We start from the raw sequence: 15,741 nt of genomic DNA, 5'->3' as shown, positions 1-15,741 counted from the left end.
GAAACGTCTCTAATAGAGTTTGAATAGTTCCTAAGAAATTCATTAAAAACGTCTGTTAAAGACTTTCTCTCGCTGGCAGCACGTAGTCTCGCTTTTTCAAGCAATCGGTCGTCTGCTCTAAAAGTAATGTTCTTCATAGTTTATTCTAGGTGTGATTTTCGTGCATTGTCAAGTGTTTTCAATCGATTTTCGCCCATTACGTCTAACGAACGGAGCGAGAAGTCGAAGTTATGCGAAGTGCCTGCTATTGTTTCGACTGATAAATCTTTGCAGGATTTAAAACTTTTAATATTTTCTTATCCAAGGTCCAAAGTTTCAAATTTCTTTTCGTTGCTTCATTGATTATTACTGAATCAATTAGACCAACGCCTTTATCTTTTAACTTCTGTTCGTAGGATAGCTTACCTGCTTATACTAGGTGTTTTCTGAGGTCAAAGTATTTAAATTTTCCCAGTACTCTAATATAAATGAAATCTCTGATTTACTTTTACAACCTTGCAGAAGCTCTCCAAAAATTACTTCATGGACAATAACTTCAGAAAATTCAATTAAATCTCTTAGTTCGCTAAAATAGGGTTCATTTCTTTTGAAAAACTCGATCCAGATCGAAGTATCAACTAATACCATTATCTTTCTCGATTTAGATTTCGTATACTTTCACTGCTAAATCCTTTTTGGAAAGCTAATGGTGATTTATCTAATTTCTGATTTAGCTTTTTAATTTTTGCCTGCTTTAACCATTCAGAAAGTGCCTTTTGTAGCGAATCTGTTATATTCTTCCCGCCAGAATATTTCTGAATTTCAGTTATCAAATCATCGGGTAAATTCGCTGTAACTTTCATACGATCTATGATACGATGCGGTTTCGTATTTTGCCAGCTTTTTTTATCACCTTCTCCGATTTCTTTATTTCTCAATACTTAATTCTAAAATCAAGTTTTGCAGGAATGTCGCCTAACGTATTTGGATACGCGAAGTTGAGCGGGGGAGGCGAGTGTGCGAAGGAATTGGGACGAGGTTTTGAGTGAGCCTTAGCGAACGTTTTGCAAACCGAGTGACAAAACAAATGTGCCGGAGGCCAAGCGAGAGTTGCGATAGCAATTCCGAAGCGCCGCGAGAAGCCGAAGGTGGCTTTTGAAAAAATTGTTCTAAAATTTAGATTAAGGAATCGTGCAATTCCATTTCTTTTTGTAAAATCGTATTTATAATCGTACTAAGATCTTTGTTCTTTTTAAGAGCAATTTTCTTATAATATTCTTCCAATTGAGGATCGAGATATACGGGAAAATGGAGATCTTTTAAGTCTCGTGAATAAACACCGCGCTTCCCTTTTGAAAAATCGTATTCTTCTCTCATATCTTTAAATATCAGTTGAGTAGTATTGAGCTTTCTCTGAATTCGAAGCCGGTCTCGCTGATATGATCCTTATTATTTCTTCATCATTTTGCGTTCGATCAACAAAAATTACAACTGCAATAGTAATATTTTCAATCATTCCAAGTGCAATTTCTCTGACTTCACCAAGAGAATGATCTGGATCAGAAATGTAAATCGTCCTCGGGTCAGCAAAAACCAAAGAGGCTTCTCGACGTTGCGTCCGCAAGCGCTTGTGCGCGATGCGGTTGGCACGAGGTTCGAGCGACCTTAGTCGCGTCTTGCGAACCGAAGTGACAAAGCAATGTGCCGGAGGCCGGAGTGAGCGCGAGCGGGAACCGTGAGTCGCGAACGGAGCGAGAAGCCGTAGTTAGACGCTGGCGTCGATACAAACTACCGAAGAGATTTAATAAATTCCTCACAATTTAAAATTGAAAGATCATGTTTAGGATAATCTTTTTTATTTCTCGTTAAAAAGATTCCAATCCCTTCTCTTTTTGCGACGTGATATTGTATCGAATCCTCAAAGTCTTTAATATCCGAATCGAGTGCTAAATCAATAATCTTATCATCAACACTCAATATATTTATTAAAATTCGAAGGGATTTTACTTTATTTAAAGCTTCTTTATGCCCAAGAAATTTTTTCAATAAATAAAAAATATTCCATATAATTAATGATGAAATATAACCTTGTATTTTACCTAACTCGATCAAATTAAATACTTGCGTTGAATATTCGAAACCTTCAGGCCGACTATACAAAAAATCAATTATAACGTCTGAATCTAAGAATACTTTCTTTTTAGAGGCCATGCTTCTTTCTCAAATATGAAACTTTATCCTCTTTAATATCTATATATTCTTTGCCTTTTAGAAGTCCGGCCAAACTTTTAGTTATTGGGGCTAAATCCTGGGATTTCGTAACTACTTTTTGTCCACGTTCAGATTCTTTTGTCAGTTCAGACAAGTAATCTTCAATGATGTTAGATAAACTTTTATGTCGTTTCTGCGCATATTTTTTAGCTTTCTCAATAACGGTCTTTTCAATAGACAAAGTTAGTTTAGTAGTCATGAAATAATCCTACGTATAGAATACTATATACAATACGTATTTCAAGATTTTTTCTCTGAAATTTCGAATTTCGTGATCCATTTTCGACGCTGGCGTCTAACTTTTTATCTTCGAACTTCGCATAAAAATCGGATCTGCGAGCGTCTTATGAACGGCAGACGACTTCAATAAGGGCGAATTTGCGGATCCAATTTTTTCGTTTCAGAATTGATTCGAGTCGATTGAAGGAATCGATAGAACGTTTCTTTTTTTATCATTTATACAACGAGAGGTTTTGTAAAAAGATTCCGAAAAATCTTTTGAATCCGAAGGCGTCCAAACGGATGGATAAGAGGATAATTTCTCGACCTAGGTCCGACTCACATTGACGAAAGGTATGCTTGATCCCGATTCGAACGTCGAACTTCCTAAAACTAGGACCGTCGTAATCTCGAGTGTTATTTCCTTTTTGAATCGTACGGAGCCAAAGTTCGGATCAATCCGGACCTTTGGGAATGTCTTTTTTTACTCGATAAAAAATTCCAAATACCCGCCGGAGGTTCCGGGAGTCGATTCAGTAAAAGACCCTTTAGGTTTTTATCCCGGATCGCAGGGGGTTGCGGAATGGATGGAAGATCCTGAATCGACTAAGAAATTCTTCACCGTTTTAGTTTAGATCAACGTCTCCTAGGCAAGGTCACCCTAACCCCCTAATTCCTAACCCCTAGTCACTCGAAGCATGAGTTCCTCGCGAATTTTGCAAAAATCGATCCATCGGTTCTTATGACTGCAAAAAAAGGATGCGACTGCGGGAACTCTCACGTTTTAGTGGATAGTGCGACAAAGAAGTCGAACGTAAATGGAGTCGACCTAAATCCAATCGAGCAGGTTTAGAGACAATCGGATTGAATTCAAAACGACGAATAAAAGAAGATTTCAGTTTTTAGGAATTCTTACAAAGTTGGCTCGTCCAACCAACGAGCATTCGAGAGGAATTTCTTTTTCTAAAACGAATTCCAAATCGAACCGGACAAAGTCGGTTTAAAAAAATAAGATGGCAAACAAAAAAGAAGAATCCGGGCATTCACCTTTGGTCAACAAAAAGGCCAAGTTCAACTTCGAGCTGATCTCATTCATCGAAGCGGGGATCGTATTGTCAGGGTCCGAAGTCAAAAGTCTTCGCGAAAAAAAAGGAAATCTCACAGACGCATTTGCCAAAATCAAAAACGGCGAAGTCTTTTTAGAAAATTTCTCCATCACTCCGTATAAAAACGGAGGATACGCAAATCATCCCGAAATTCGTCCGAGAAAGCTGCTTCTTCATAAGAAGGAAATCGAAAAGCTGGATCGTCAGGTAAAAGAGAAAGGATTGGTGCTCATCGCGACCAAGGTTTATTTTAAGAATAACCTTCGAGTGAAGGTGGAGATTGCGGTCGGTAAGCCGAAAAAGTTACACGATAAACGGGACGACATGCAAAAAAAAGACGCACAGCAAGAGATCGCTCGAGCGTTAAAATCCTCCAATCGTTACGAATGAGTTGCGAAAAAAATCAGGAATATCATGGCAAAAGCCGAAAAAAAAACGACCGTAGAAGAAGCCCTTCCGGTTAAAGCTCCCCGAAAAAAACCGGGAGAAAAAATTCCGGTCGTATCGATCGTCGGAAGACAGAACGTCGGTAAGTCGACGTTGTTCAACGCGCTCCTAAAAAAGAAACTCGCGATCACGGAAGATTATCCCGGTGTGACGCGTGACGTTCTTTCTGCGAGAATCTATCAAGAAGACAAGGATCTTGATTTTTATCTCTGCGATACTCCGGGCCTCGATATAGAAAATCCGGATACATTGGCCCAATCTATATTAGAAGCCGCTTATAGACAATTGAAGGAATCGGACGTGATCGTCTTTTTACTCGATAAAAATCAGATCACAAAAGCCGACCACACCCTTCTCGGTTATCTGAGAAGGGATGAGGCCGTAGCGAACAAACCGATCATCTACTGCGTCAACAAAGCGGACAAAGAACTGGACGAGTTCGATCTGGAGGAGTTTTACAGAATGGGTCTTGCCGAAGTTCTGCCGATTTCCGCGGTCGGAAGAAAAAATCTCGGATTGTTACTTGAGAAAATTAAGTTTTTCTTAAGTGATAAACCGGGAAAGGTCTGGATCGAAAAAATCTCCGCTTCCAAAAAGAAGGAAGCGCAACCTCTTCCACTCGCCGAAGAAGATTACGAGTTCAGGCTTGCGATCGTAGGAAAACCGAATTCCGGGAAATCCAGTCTATTAAACGCGATCTGCGGTTACGAAAGAGCCGTGGTCAGCGAGGTGGCGGGAACCACCCGCGACTCCGTGGATACTTTATTAGAATTCGGTGATAGACGTTTGTTATTGACCGACACCGCGGGGATTAGAAGACATAGCAAATCCGCAGCGGCCTTGGAGTTTTATTCGTATCAAAGAACGCTCAAAGCGATCGAATCGAGCGAACTCGTCATCCATCTTTTGGACGCAAAAAAAGGATTCGGAGATTTCGACAAAAAAATCACTTCTCTTCTCCAGGAAAAAGGGAAACCGTTTTTGATCGCGGTCAATAAGTGGGATTCCATCCGGGATAAAACCGATAAAACGTTCAAGGAATACAAGGAAAAACTTTATAGTCGTTTTCCGTTGTTAAACGAAGTGCCGATTATCACGATCAGCGCCACCGAAAAACTCAGGGTTCAAAAACTAATGGATCTTTCCTTCGATCTTGCAACGAGATCCCGCAGAAAGGTCGCCACTTCCGAACTTAATAAAAATCTAAAGTCTTGGATGGGACTTGCCGGAAGATCCTTTTCGGCTCACCAACCTCCTAAGATGCTCTATTGTACGCAAGTGTCCACTTCTCCCTTTCATCTCATCCTGTTCGTAAATCATGTGGAATACTTTAAACCGAATCTGGTTTCGTTTTTAAAAAAGAAACTCACCGAGACCTACGACCTTCGGGGAATTCCGGTTCGATTGGAGTTTCGATCGGATCGAAAATGAACTTTTTCGTTTTTGCACTTCTTAGTTTTGTCGCGGGTTCGATTCCGTTCGGATATTGGATCGCACTTCGACTTGCCGGAATGGACATTCGTAAATTAGGAAGTAAGAATATAGGCGCCACGAACGTGGGTCGTTTGATCGGTTGGAAATTCGGATTTCCCGTGTTGGTCTTGGACGTAACCAAGGGAATGTTGCCCGTTTATCTATCCGGAGTTCATGTTCCCGAAGGCGGGGTTCCGTTTCAATTGGTCTGCGGCGCTCTTTCCGTTTTAGGTCATATGTTTTCTCCGTTTTTAGGATTCAGAGGAGGGAAGGGGGTCGCGACTACGTTAGGCGTCTTTTTGGTTTTGACTCCGATCGCCTGTTTGGGAGCTGCTTTCGTGTTCTTAGTCGTATATAAAATTTTTAAATTCGTATCTCTAGGATCAATTTTTGCTTCCCTAACTCTTCCGATCGTTTATGCTTTTTCCTCGGTTTTACTTTTACACGAAGAAGTTTCGTATTGGGTTTTGGGAACCATGGTGTTCATCTCTATCGGGATCTTACTCGCACATAGGGAGAATATTCTTAGGATCTTAAACCGGTCCGAATTATTTGCGGTCAAAGACGAGGATCAAAAAAGTGATTCAGAGAGAAATCGACGATAACAAAACCCGAGGGGAAAAGTTAGAAGTTTTAGAACGATTTCTTCAGGATCATCCCGTATTCGAGATCGCGGATTTATACAAATGGCTTTATTACGGAGAATTCGGCGAGGTGGAAAAACAGGAATTTTATTCGGATCAAGTCGAAGTTGTTCCCGAACTACAATCCATCCTGGACGATCTCAAGTCGGAAGAAGATAAACCCTCTCCGGAAAGAGTTTGGGAACCACTCGGGTTTTCACAAAGATATCTTCTTATTTATCTGACCCCTTACGCAAAACGCGACTATCCTCTCAAACGATTGGTCAATCTCATACAAAGGTCCGCCGCGTTTCAGGGATATCGAATGAGATTCAAGTTGGATTGGATCATTCTCAAGGATCTCATCACTGAAAAAATGCCCGTGTTCACCAAACAGGAGTTCAACGATTTCGAGGACCAAATCGGATTTCAACAATTGCCGGACGTGGAACTTTCGAACACTTATAAAAGTGCGTATCCCGCGAGCTTTCGAGTTGTATCCGCAAAATTATTCTACGAATACTTTCCCGAGTTCGTAAAGGAACCCAAAGGATTTTCACTTCTTATGAAAATGAAGGAAGACGGCGAACCCGAATTGGAATTACCGAAACAGGAAAGCCCGTTTATTACGGAGGCGGAAGAGCCGATCATACAAAAAAAACACGCTCGAGAAAGGCATCACGATCCGACAAGAGAACGGGAAGAAGAAACGGAGACGATTGAAATTCCGGAAAATTTCAATTTCGACGGTCTTTAAATCTTTGACGGGATCTGAAAATTTTTCTTTGCAGGACAATGCGACATGATAGCTCTCGTACGGAATTTCAGGTTGTTTTTACCCGAGGCGATTTTCGCTTTACAAAGTTCTAAATCGGGTGTTACGTTGAACAAAAAAGGAAATTCGCAGTCATGCTCAAAGAAATCAACTTTGCACTTCAAAGCTCCACGGGGGGCAGACAATTTTCCAAATCCGAATTTACGCTTCGAAACATGCCCGATCGTCTTCATCCACTTTCGGATCTGGAGAACGTTAACTCCGGGGCGAGAAACATAGCGAAAGTCGGAGTTAACACGGACGACCAAGCCGTTCGTCGCGGATACTTGATCGATTTGAACGCGTAGTCTTTTTTTGACGGGATCGACTCGTATATTTCGTATTTTGAATATTCGGAAACCGTAACCGATTGAATTCGTTCGGGTTGCGAAAAACCCGGGAATCGGCTTTGAAATATAGTTTTTATTTCGGCAAGAATTTATTTTTAATTGTTCCGACATTTCAAGTAGCGAGGGTTTAATCGCGAGGATAACATAACTGTCCTATCCACTTACCCCTTGAAAAGCGGGAACTCCGCTCCTAAGCACTTTTTCCCGATAAAAGTCTCCGTTTTAATCCGGAAAACTCCTTCAAAACCGCGCCTAAAAAAAGATTTTTCTTTCTGGTTTCGTCTAACGTATCCCTATGTCTTAAAATGTAGATTTCGGTTTTACGTACCAAATAACCCAAATCTTCCCATTCCGTAATTCCTTTCCGAAAGTCGGAAAGAACGGATTCGTAGGATTTTTCTCGGATGGAAGGGTTGGAAAAATTTTCCAGGACGTTTTGAATTTTTTTTAAAAGATCCGATCGAAAAGAGTCCGCGTCTTCCCGAGAGATTTCCGGATGAGAGTCGGACTTCCAAGGAAGAAATTCCCTCCAAAAATATCCGTGACGAGGGAACGAAGAAAGAATGGAATCGGCTCGTTCTATCGAAACGTTTTCGCAATTTTCAATCCTCGCGCCTCTGCTGTTTACGTTGTAAACCGGAAAGTCGAGTGTTTGGAACGATTCCTCGAACCAATGTCTGTATAAATCCAAAACGTAGTCGGTCAGAACTTCTCCTCCGCCTGCCGACGGAACCAAACGAACGTCCCGTTTGCGGATGATCATCTCGTTGATCTTTTCGAGGCTTTGTGTCCTTCGAACCTGGGTCAGCCATTTTTCGTTATGATGGGTTCCCGTGGAATGGATTTCCCTACCGGAATACGCGAGATCCTGACCGACTAAAAAGATCGGTCTACAACCCAAATTGCGAAGAACATCAAACGCGGTGGTCGCCACACTTCCTCCCGATTGAACGTCTCCGATCGGACCCAAAAGTTTTTCCGCGGTTTTGGAACCCGCGGTCACTTCTCGTTTTAATTCCCCGCTTGCGTCTACGACATACTTTGCGGTTAAGGAATGAACGATCTTGGTAAACTTCTGCGATCTCAAAATCGGAGGAGAACTGACCAAGTCCGCAAACAAAGGCACGTTAGACGATTCCGCGCCCATAAAATGAAAGAAGGAATGAGTTTGCGCGTCCAGAGTCATCACTCCGTCCGGAACGATCCCGAATTTCAAAAGAGCCTTCAAGGAAGTGTCGCAGGAAAATAAAAAGACCTTGTCTCTGACTTTTTGGATCCATTCACACTGACTTCTCAGGGACGGACCGGCGGACACGAGCATCGCCGGAGTGTTTGTAAATTTTTCTTTTAAGAGTTCGATTCTCGTTCTTGGATTTTTTGAGTCCGGAAAGTTCGCCGCGTTTACGAACGTGTTGCGAACCCAGATCCTTTCAAACTCGAACTTGGTCAAAAGATCGCTCATCTTAGAAGACAGGATCTTGCGGATCTTAATTTCCAATTCTCCGTAATATGTTTCGCCTAACGCGGTGCTGGCGGCGTTTCTAAAAATTCGGATTCCGGAAACTCGTTCCACGGGAAGAGATTCCAAATAATTCCAGAGAAGATTCAAAGCGGAATGTCCCAAAAACAAATGTCTTCCGGGAACGTCCATGACGGGTTCTAAAACTCCGTCCCAAAGCGGAAAGATGAGCTCGGGATGTTCGTCCACGAGAAGGAGAATTTGTCCGGGTTCCAAATTTTTATGAACTTCAAAAATAAGATGCGGGTTTCCGAGACCGATGACGGCGACAAGATCGGTCGAAGAAATTTTTTGAGACTGGAGAATTCTCCGCGCTTGGGCGCGAGGCGCCACCGTGCTGGAAAGCGCGCGGCCGTTGAGTTCTAAAAACCATTCCTCTGAATTTTTTGCGGGCCTTAGAAGGAAGTTGAGGTTCGCATCCGCAGGTCTTTGGAAATAGAGGGACAAGTACGGCTTTTTCCCGAATATTTCTCTTGTCTTTTCAGAGAGATTGTGAGACATAATAATCCAGGGTGCATTCTATTCCCCGCCCAAATCTGGTCAATTGGAATCATCTTCTTCGAAATTTCCGGGAATGAAAAACACAAAAACTATGTATTTAAAAAGTCTGAATATTGTTGGATTCAAAACGTTTGCGGACGAGACGGAGATCCTTCTCGATCCGGGATTTACAGCCGTCGTCGGACCCAATGGAAGCGGTAAGTCGAATATCGTAGACGCGGTCAAATGGGTCTTTGGTGAAAAGTCCGCGAAAGGTTTGCGCGGAGATAAGATGGACGACGTGATCTTTCACGGTTCCGAAGCTCGTAAAGCCGCAGGTTACGCGGAAGTTTCGGTCGTCTTTGATAATTCCTCCCGATTGATCAAGATGGACTATCCGTCGGTAAAGATGACTCGTCGTCTTTATCTGGACGGAAACAACGAATACTGCATCAACGATTCCAGAGTTCAGAGAAAGGACGTCGAAAAACTTTTGATGGATACAGGGATCGGTAAGTCTTCTTATTCGATTATGGAACAGGGAAAGGTGGATCGAATTCTTCATTCCAAACCGGAAGAAAGAAGACTGATCTTCGAGGAAGCCGCCGGAATTTCCAGATTTAAATTGGAACGTCAGGAAGCGCTCAAACGTTTGGACGACACGAAACAAAATCTACTTCGTATCCAAGACATCATGAATTCCATGAAAAAAGAAATGGAAGTTAAGGAAAAACAAGCCGAAAGAGCGGAAGCCTATTTCAAACTCAAAGCCGAGTTAGACGAAACCGACAAGATCATACGTTATCTGAAATTCTCCACGCTTACCAAAAAATTAAAAGCCTCGGAAGAAGAACTTCAAGGAATCAAAGATAAGAATCAAACCTTACTCGACACGATCGGGGAAGAAACCGGAAGGATCGAAGTATTAGAAAAAGATAAATCGGAAATCGAAAAGAGAGTTTCCGAAATCGACAAGAAATTATACGATCATCTGTCTCAGACAAAAATCCAAAAAGAAAAGATCGAGAAAAACAAACAGATCATTTTCGAATACGAAGAAAGAATTTCGGAGATGACCGAAACTCTGAACGGGGAAGAATCTTCCTTGAGTTTGCTGATTATCGACTTGGAAAGAATTCAGAGGGAATGTTCCGAACTGGAAGGAGAGGTGGAACTTCTTCAGGAAGAAATCCAAAAGCTGAAGGATTTCAAACTGGGTCTCGAAAAACAAATCGAAGACGAAAGTCTTTCCGTTCTCGAAAAAGAATCCAAGATCGCCGCAAACGATAAGGCACACAACGAACTTCGGGAAAAACTCAAAGAAGTCATTTTCGAACTCATCAGCCAACTCGAATCCAGAAAAAAAGAGGCGATCGATACGGAAAACAGAAGAAAGGAACTGAAAGAATTTCTTCTTTCCAAGATGTCCGAATATTCTCGCGAGATCGCGGAGCTAAGGGAAAATTTGGAGCTTTCGGAAACTTCCAAGATCGCTTCCGTTCTTGCAACGTTGAACCTCGGTGAAGTTCAATCCAAACTGGAAGAATTTGTTCATCTCGAAGATATGATTCGAAATATTCTTTTTGACCGGGACGGATTTTTATCCAGAAAAGAAACCTTGGATCAACAGATCGAAGATCTGATTTTAGAAAACGAAAATCTTACAAGAAACATCAAGGACTCCGGTTTAAAAATCGAATCGCTTCGCGAAAGTCTGGAAGCCAATAAAGAACAAACCGTATTCCTCGAAAAAAAAGTTTTGGAACTCGGCTCCGAAAAAAATTCAAGATTGGAGGCGGGTAAGGCCATCCAACTTCGTAAGGAAGAAATTGAAAAAAGAATTCGGAACGCAAAAGATTCCATCCAAAACGTGATCTCTAAAAAACAGGAATTTGAAAGAGAAGTTTCCGAACTGGAACAACAGATCGAGTCGAGTTACAACGAATTTTTGGATATGAGCCGCGCTCTCGAATCCGAAAAAGAATCTTTAAGAAATATTCTCAAAGAGATTCAAACCTTAAAACACGATATTCAAAAGAATCAGGACGACTTTAAAAATTTGATTCCGGTTTTGACCGAAAAGGAAAGAACCGTTTCCGGTTTGAAAGTCCAGATCGATTCGTTCACGGAAGAGCTTTATAACGATTATTCCATTTCCGAGCAGGAGCTAATTTCCGAGTTTCAAAGTCGAAATCTGGAAAGAACGAAAGAAGAAGTAAAACTCAAAAGGCTCAAGTCCGACATTCAGATGCTCGGCTCGATCAATCCTCTTTCCATCGAAGAATACAGAAGTGTGAAGGAAATTTTCGAGCATCATCGAGTTCAAAAAGAGGACATCGAAAAATCCAAATCGGACGTGGAAGAAGTTCTGAGTCGTATCAACGAAGAATCCGAAAAACTGTTTCGCGAGACGTTCGATCAGATCCGTGAAAATTTTCAAGAAACCTTTTCCACTCTTTTCAATGGCGGACGTGCGATCCTTGAATTGACCGAAGGGGAGGATAGCCTGAACGCAGGAATCGAAATCATGGCCGAACCTCCGGGTAAACACGTTCAGAATTTGCGTTTGTTGTCCGGTGGCGAAAAATCCATGACCGCGATCGCACTTTTGTTTGCGATCTACATGGTCAAACCTTCTCCCTTCTGTTTTTTGGATGAGATCGACGCGGCGCTGGACGAAGCGAACAAACTTCGTTTCTGTCAAATCCTGGATAAGTTCAAGGATAAGTCTCAGTTCATCGTGATCACGCACGCGCAATCTACGATCAACCGAGCAAATTCTCTTTTCGGAGTTACGAACGAAGAACCCGGGATTTCCAGAATTCTTTCTTTGAAATTGGACGAGGCGGCTACGATCGCCGAGAAGGTTACGGAAGCGGCCGTTTAAAAGTAAGTTTTAAACTTACTTTTTATTCGTGTTGTATGCGCTTACGATACACTCGTTAAACGGTTTACACTGAGACTTGTGGTTTTCAAAACAAGCCGCGACCGCCGCGCTGTGTTTTTTGCAGGAATTGATACAACCCGTTTTTACTTTGGTTTTTTCTTCCGCACTCAGTTTTCTAGGCGCGTTTTGGTCCACACAACCGGAATAAAAACCGCAGATTTCGTTACAAGCGGAGGATTGAGCCGACACGGAGCCGGCCAGAATTAGAAAAGAAAGAATCAATAAAAAGAGATGTTTCAATGTCTTCTCCTTGAAAACGATTAGCGACGCAGGGATTCGAACCCCGGACCTGCGGATTATGATTCCGTTGCTCTAACCAGCTGAGCTACGTCGCCGCTTGGATTGGACCCGAATCGATCGAGTCCAGTGCTATTTTTTTTAAGGGAATTGACGTGTCAAGGTTTCCTTCCGGTCCAGATTTCGATCAGAATTTTCCACGCGGAAGCCGAAGAGGTCGGTTCGATTTGGTTCGTTTCCAGTTCTTTTTTTTCCTTCCATTTTTCCAAAACGGAATTTGTGATCTCCGTCCGCATGGACTTCCAATCGTCCGCGCCGGTTTTGTGGAAAGAAATCGTCTGAGAGAAATTTTGAATCGTTTGCAAACGGTTCAAGAGTTCCGGAATTTCCAATTCTTCCAATTCTTTTCTTCGGTTTTCTAAAGTAGAAACGAGAACTTTCCGAGCGGCTTCGTATTCTTTTTGAAGAAGAGAATGAAAAAAGGATTCTTCTTCCCCCGCGTGTCTTGCGATACGAGAAGCGAATCTGTGTTCGGTCAAATCTCTCCAGGATTCGTTCCTTCCAAAACGAGGAAAAACATTCGGAGTTTTTGGATTCGGAGAGAACGCTTCCAAATTTTCCCAGGCATCCAAAAGAGAAGAATCTAAGATCAAAAATAAAAACGAAGGACTCAGCCAAGGTGAAACTGCAATCTCCAAAGAGGAAAGATTTCCGTTCGTATCCACAGGAGAATTTTCGAAGTCGATTCCCGAAAGAATCGCGCCCGAACGGGAAAACCAAACCGGAAGAATTTCCCGGTTTTCGGAAAGATCGATCGTTACTTTACAAAAATTGAATTCGATTTTTTCGGAAATATCGGAGAGGAGATGAATCGCAAAAAGACTTTGAGCTCCGTTTAATTTCGGAGTCACAAGAAAAAGTCGGCCTTGTCTTTCGACGATTCTCTCCGCAAAACCTTCGGGGGTCGTCTCTAAGATTTTTTCAAGATCGAGAGAAGTCGAAATTTGAAATTCGAGTCGGAATACGGAAGTGTTTCCTTTTTTTTTCGCTTTCTTATCGGAAGCGAGTTCTATCTTTTCTTCGATCCTTGCGATCTTGGAACTCAAAGTGGATTTTTTAGAAACGTATGGAAAATGAATGGATTCGCCCCAAACATACGCCGGGAAAATTTTGGACGGAGTTGCGGACGAACCCGAGAACTCGCTGAGACGCGAGATGGAACGAAAAGTGGATGGAGCCGGTTCGAATGTTTCAAACAGAGAATCCGGAAATTCGATCCAGTACTTTACATTCCGTTCTTGAGCCCAGATTTTCAATTGATCGTAAAATTCTTTCAAAGCCGATTCGTTCGGGTGAGAATTTTCAAAAAGAATTTCGAAAGTTTCTCTAGGGAACCTTCGTTTCCATTCCGCTTCGGTAAGAAAATGAATTTGTCGCATCGGTTTCTCAAACGCTGAATAATATTTATGCAGAATGTAAATTATCGGTACGAACGCTGTACGAAATTTGAGCTAGTTGCCAATGGAATTGGAAAAAAGATAAAATCTGCAACCGCAGTGTATTTTAGGGCTTGCCTGCCTTTCAAGGAATTTTACTTTGATTCCGGACTCGTTCCTAAAACGGAGCGGAAAAAAGGTCGCAAACTTTTTTTGGAAATCATCGGATTTCAGCCGCATGGTACGATCTTTGCACGGAAAGTGCAGAAACAAGTTACGCTTGAATTAGAGATTAGCGATTAATACTCGAAAACTAATAGGAGAATAGAATGTCCAGAACACCTAGTGAAGTTATCGCATACGCCAAGGCGAATAACGTTCTTTTCTATGATTTCCGTTTTACGGATATCAAAGGAGCTTGGCACCACGTGTCTTATCACACGGTCGCGATCACTGAGGATTCCTTCAAGGGTCTACCGTTTGACGGAAGCTCCATTCCCGCTTGGCAGCCGATCGACAGATCCGATATGCAATTGATTCCGGATACCGACGCGATTTTCATGGATCCTTTTACGGCCGATCCGACTCTTGTTGTTTTCTGCGACGTCTTCGACATCTATAAAGGCACACTTTACGAAAAATGTCCTCGTTCCATCGCGAAAAAAGCCCTGAAGTATCTTGAATCTTCCGGTCTTGCAGACACCGCCTACTTCGGGCCTGAAAACGAATTCTTTATCTTTGACAACATCAAGGTTAGGGATGCGATCAACGTTCAATACTATGAAATCGATTCTTCGGAGGGGATCTGGAATTCTCACACGGATTTTCCTGGTTCCACCAACACGGGTCACCGTCCCGGAACCAAAGGCGGTTACTTCCCGGTAGCTCCCGTGGATTCTCAAGTGGATCTGAGAGCGGCTATCGTCAAAACTCTTCACCAAATCGGTATGGAAACTTTTGTGGTTCACCACGAGGTGGCGCAAGGCCAAGGTGAGATCGGTGTGAAGTTCGGAACTCTGATCGAAGCGGCGGATAACGTTCAAAAACTGAAATACGTCGTTAAGATGGTTGCGCATAACTACGGTAAGACGGCCACCTTTATGCCGAAACCTCTCTACGGAGATAACGGAAACGGTATGCACTGCCACCAGTCCATCTGGAAAAACGGCGTGAATCTTTTTGCCGGTAAAGGATACCAAAACTTAAGCGATACGGCGATGAATTACATCGGCGGGGTTCTTTCTCACGCCAAGTCTTGTGCCGCGTTTACAAACGCTTCCACAAATTCTTACAAGAGACTGCTTCCGGGTTTCGAAGCTCCTTCGATTTTGGCTTATTCCGCTCAGAACCGTTCCGCTTCTTGTCGGATTCCATTCGTAAACGGGGACAAAGCAAGAAGAGTTGAGTTTCGTTTTCCCGATTCTTCCGCGAATCCTTATCTCGCTTTTGCGGCGATGCTTATGGCCGGGATCGACGGGGTTCAAAAGAAAATCGATCCGGGTCCTCCTCGGGAAGAGGATCTTTTCGAACTTTCTTTGGACGAAATCAGGGAGAAGGGAATTCAGCAGATGCCTCATACTCTCAGAGAATCCGTGGAACACATGCTTCTCGACAAAGAGTTCCTGAAAAAAGGGGATGTGTTTACCGAAGAATTCATTCAGACTTACAAAGCGTATAAGTTTGAAACCGAAATTTGGCCTTGGGAAGGAAGACCTCACCCGTTCGAATTTCTTACGACTTATTCCTGTTAGTCGAAATGTGCGCCGACTTTCGAGAGGCGCCGTTTCAATTTCAGAAATGAAAAAGCCCGAGGTTTCTCGGGCTTTTTTTTGCGCCTTTT

General features: G+C 42.6%; 16 protein-coding genes, 1 tRNA gene and 2 pseudogenes. 8 read left to right on the top strand and 11 right to left on the bottom strand.

All coding sequences use genetic code 11. The features are described from left to right. The 7 genes and pseudogenes from LEP1GSC060_RS19635 to LEP1GSC060_RS20375 form a co-directional block, all read right to left on the bottom strand. Positions 1-137 (bottom strand): annotated as a pseudogene (locus LEP1GSC060_RS19635) (antitoxin); the annotation flags it as partial. 107 nt (positions 138-244) lie between these two features. Beyond that, a pseudogene (locus tag LEP1GSC060_RS15325) lies at positions 245-627 on the bottom strand (PIN domain-containing protein). Beyond that, positions 627-842, bottom strand: coding sequence for a hypothetical protein (locus LEP1GSC060_RS15320; RefSeq protein WP_036096728.1), 216 nt, complete (start codon positions 840-842; stop codon positions 627-629). Before LEP1GSC060_RS15320 ends, LEP1GSC060_RS15325 begins: the two are co-directional and overlap by 1 nt. 313 nt (positions 843-1,155) lie before the next feature. After that, a complete protein-coding gene (locus LEP1GSC060_RS15315; protein ID WP_003007010.1) occupies positions 1,156-1,356 on the bottom strand; it encodes a hypothetical protein in 201 nt (66 codons plus the stop codon). Between the two features lie 4 nt (positions 1,357-1,360). Beyond that, positions 1,361-1,576 carry a BrnT family toxin gene (locus tag LEP1GSC060_RS15310; RefSeq protein ID WP_230458344.1) on the bottom strand — a complete coding sequence of 72 codons (216 nt, stop codon included), beginning with the start codon at positions 1,574-1,576 and terminating at the stop codon, positions 1,361-1,363. Between the two features lie 191 nt (positions 1,577-1,767). Next, on the bottom strand, positions 1,768-2,190 hold the full coding sequence (locus LEP1GSC060_RS15305) for a type II toxin-antitoxin system VapC family toxin (protein ID WP_036096718.1): 423 nt from the start codon (positions 2,188-2,190) through the stop codon (positions 1,768-1,770). Then, on the bottom strand, positions 2,180-2,449 hold the full coding sequence (locus tag LEP1GSC060_RS20375; RefSeq protein WP_036096715.1) for a DUF6364 family protein: 270 nt from the start codon (positions 2,447-2,449) through the stop codon (positions 2,180-2,182). Before LEP1GSC060_RS20375 ends, LEP1GSC060_RS15305 begins: the two co-directional genes overlap by 11 nt. Before the next feature lie 1,033 nt (positions 2,450-3,482). Between LEP1GSC060_RS20375 and smpB the strand changes: the two genes are divergently transcribed. From smpB to LEP1GSC060_RS15270, 5 genes are all read left to right on the top strand, one after another. Next, a complete protein-coding gene (gene smpB / locus LEP1GSC060_RS15290) occupies positions 3,483-3,965 on the top strand; it encodes an SsrA-binding protein (RefSeq protein ID WP_003006971.1) in 483 nt (160 codons plus the stop codon). A gap of 24 nt (positions 3,966-3,989) precedes the next feature. Next, complete coding sequence (gene der / locus LEP1GSC060_RS15285) at positions 3,990-5,453, top strand: ribosome biogenesis GTPase Der (RefSeq protein WP_003006996.1); 1,464 nt, start codon at positions 3,990-3,992, stop codon at positions 5,451-5,453. After that, entirely contained in the window at positions 5,450-6,100 is a 651-nt protein-coding gene (gene plsY, locus LEP1GSC060_RS15280) for a glycerol-3-phosphate 1-O-acyltransferase PlsY (RefSeq protein WP_003007028.1), read from the top strand. The genes der and plsY overlap by 4 nt, the downstream gene beginning before the upstream one ends. Next, positions 6,075-6,875 carry a hypothetical protein gene (locus tag LEP1GSC060_RS15275; RefSeq protein ID WP_003006963.1) on the top strand — a complete coding sequence of 267 codons (801 nt, stop codon included), beginning with the start codon at positions 6,075-6,077 and terminating at the stop codon, positions 6,873-6,875. The genes plsY and LEP1GSC060_RS15275 overlap by 26 nt, the downstream gene beginning before the upstream one ends. A 152-nt stretch (positions 6,876-7,027) precedes the next feature. Then, entirely contained in the window at positions 7,028-7,240 is a 213-nt protein-coding gene (locus LEP1GSC060_RS15270; RefSeq protein WP_003007078.1) for a hypothetical protein, read from the top strand. 232 nt (positions 7,241-7,472) lie between these two features. Here LEP1GSC060_RS15270 and LEP1GSC060_RS15265 read toward each other — a convergent pair whose 3' ends face one another. Further along, positions 7,473-9,302, bottom strand: a complete 1,830-nt coding sequence (locus LEP1GSC060_RS15265) for a motility associated factor glycosyltransferase family protein (RefSeq protein WP_036096712.1) — start codon at positions 9,300-9,302, stop codon at positions 7,473-7,475. A 91-nt stretch (positions 9,303-9,393) separates the two neighbouring features. On the opposite strand from LEP1GSC060_RS15265, the gene LEP1GSC060_RS15260 reads away from it, so the two are divergent. Next, the gene (locus LEP1GSC060_RS15260; protein ID WP_036096726.1) at positions 9,394-12,168 is read left to right on the top strand and encodes a chromosome segregation SMC family protein; all 2,775 of its coding nucleotides are present in this window, start codon (positions 9,394-9,396) and stop codon (positions 12,166-12,168) included. Between the two features lie 15 nt (positions 12,169-12,183). On the opposite strand, the gene LEP1GSC060_RS15255 is transcribed toward LEP1GSC060_RS15260, so the two are convergent. The 3 genes from LEP1GSC060_RS15255 to LEP1GSC060_RS15245 all read right to left on the bottom strand — a co-directional run bounded on the left by LEP1GSC060_RS15255 (position 12,184) and on the right by LEP1GSC060_RS15245 (position 13,904). Continuing rightward, positions 12,184-12,468, bottom strand: a complete 285-nt coding sequence (locus LEP1GSC060_RS15255; protein WP_003006941.1) for a Cys-rich protein — start codon at positions 12,466-12,468, stop codon at positions 12,184-12,186. A 21-nt stretch (positions 12,469-12,489) separates the two neighbouring features. Further along, a tRNA-Met gene (locus LEP1GSC060_RS15250) sits at positions 12,490-12,563 on the bottom strand. A 60-nt stretch (positions 12,564-12,623) separates the two neighbouring features. Then, positions 12,624-13,904: a hypothetical protein gene (locus tag LEP1GSC060_RS15245; RefSeq protein ID WP_003007002.1), complete on the bottom strand. Its 1,281-nt coding sequence runs from the start codon at positions 13,902-13,904 to the stop codon at positions 12,624-12,626. Between the two features lie 27 nt (positions 13,905-13,931). On the opposite strand from LEP1GSC060_RS15245, the gene LEP1GSC060_RS20370 reads away from it, so the two are divergent. Further along, positions 13,932-14,204: a hypothetical protein gene (locus LEP1GSC060_RS20370; RefSeq protein WP_036096710.1), complete on the top strand. Its 273-nt coding sequence runs from the start codon at positions 13,932-13,934 to the stop codon at positions 14,202-14,204. A 26-nt stretch (positions 14,205-14,230) separates the two neighbouring features. Further along, complete coding sequence (gene glnA, locus LEP1GSC060_RS15235) at positions 14,231-15,652, top strand: type I glutamate--ammonia ligase (RefSeq protein WP_003007014.1); 1,422 nt, start codon at positions 14,231-14,233, stop codon at positions 15,650-15,652. Positions 15,653-15,741: the final 89 nt, after the last annotated feature.

Source organism: Leptospira weilii serovar Ranarum str. ICFT (assembly GCF_000332415.1).
Classification (GTDB): Bacteria; Spirochaetota; Leptospiria; order Leptospirales; family Leptospiraceae; genus Leptospira; species Leptospira weilii_A.
The sequence above is the reverse complement of the archived record's forward strand: the minus strand, read 5'-3'. Positions and strand labels throughout refer to the sequence as shown.

Bases quoted from the DNA above. Each gene is read 5' to 3' on its own strand.
- LEP1GSC060_RS15320 (WP_036096728.1), bottom strand. From the start codon at position 842: ATGAAAGTTACAGCGAATTTACCCGATGATTTGATAACTGAAATTCAG.
- LEP1GSC060_RS15315 (WP_003007010.1), bottom strand. From the start codon at position 1,356: ATGAGAGAAGAATACGATTTTTCAAAAGGGAAGCGCGGTGTTTATTCA.
- LEP1GSC060_RS15305 (WP_036096718.1), bottom strand. From the start codon at position 2,190: ATGGCCTCTAAAAAGAAAGTATTCTTAGATTCAGACGTTATAATTGAT.
- LEP1GSC060_RS20375 (WP_036096715.1), bottom strand. From the start codon at position 2,449: ATGACTACTAAACTAACTTTGTCTATTGAAAAGACCGTTATTGAGAAA.
- smpB (WP_003006971.1), top strand. From the start codon at position 3,483: ATGGCAAACAAAAAAGAAGAATCCGGGCATTCACCTTTGGTCAACAAA.
- der (WP_003006996.1), top strand. From the start codon at position 3,990: ATGGCAAAAGCCGAAAAAAAAACGACCGTAGAAGAAGCCCTTCCGGTT.
- plsY (WP_003007028.1), top strand. From the start codon at position 5,450: ATGAACTTTTTCGTTTTTGCACTTCTTAGTTTTGTCGCGGGTTCGATT.
- LEP1GSC060_RS15270 (WP_003007078.1), top strand. From the start codon at position 7,028: ATGCTCAAAGAAATCAACTTTGCACTTCAAAGCTCCACGGGGGGCAGA.
- LEP1GSC060_RS15265 (WP_036096712.1), bottom strand. From the start codon at position 9,302: ATGTCTCACAATCTCTCTGAAAAGACAAGAGAAATATTCGGGAAAAAG.
- LEP1GSC060_RS15260 (WP_036096726.1), top strand. From the start codon at position 9,394: ATGTATTTAAAAAGTCTGAATATTGTTGGATTCAAAACGTTTGCGGAC.
- LEP1GSC060_RS15245 (WP_003007002.1), bottom strand. From the start codon at position 13,904: ATGCGACAAATTCATTTTCTTACCGAAGCGGAATGGAAACGAAGGTTC.
- LEP1GSC060_RS20370 (WP_036096710.1), top strand. From the start codon at position 13,932: ATGCAGAATGTAAATTATCGGTACGAACGCTGTACGAAATTTGAGCTA.
- glnA (WP_003007014.1), top strand. From the start codon at position 14,231: ATGTCCAGAACACCTAGTGAAGTTATCGCATACGCCAAGGCGAATAAC.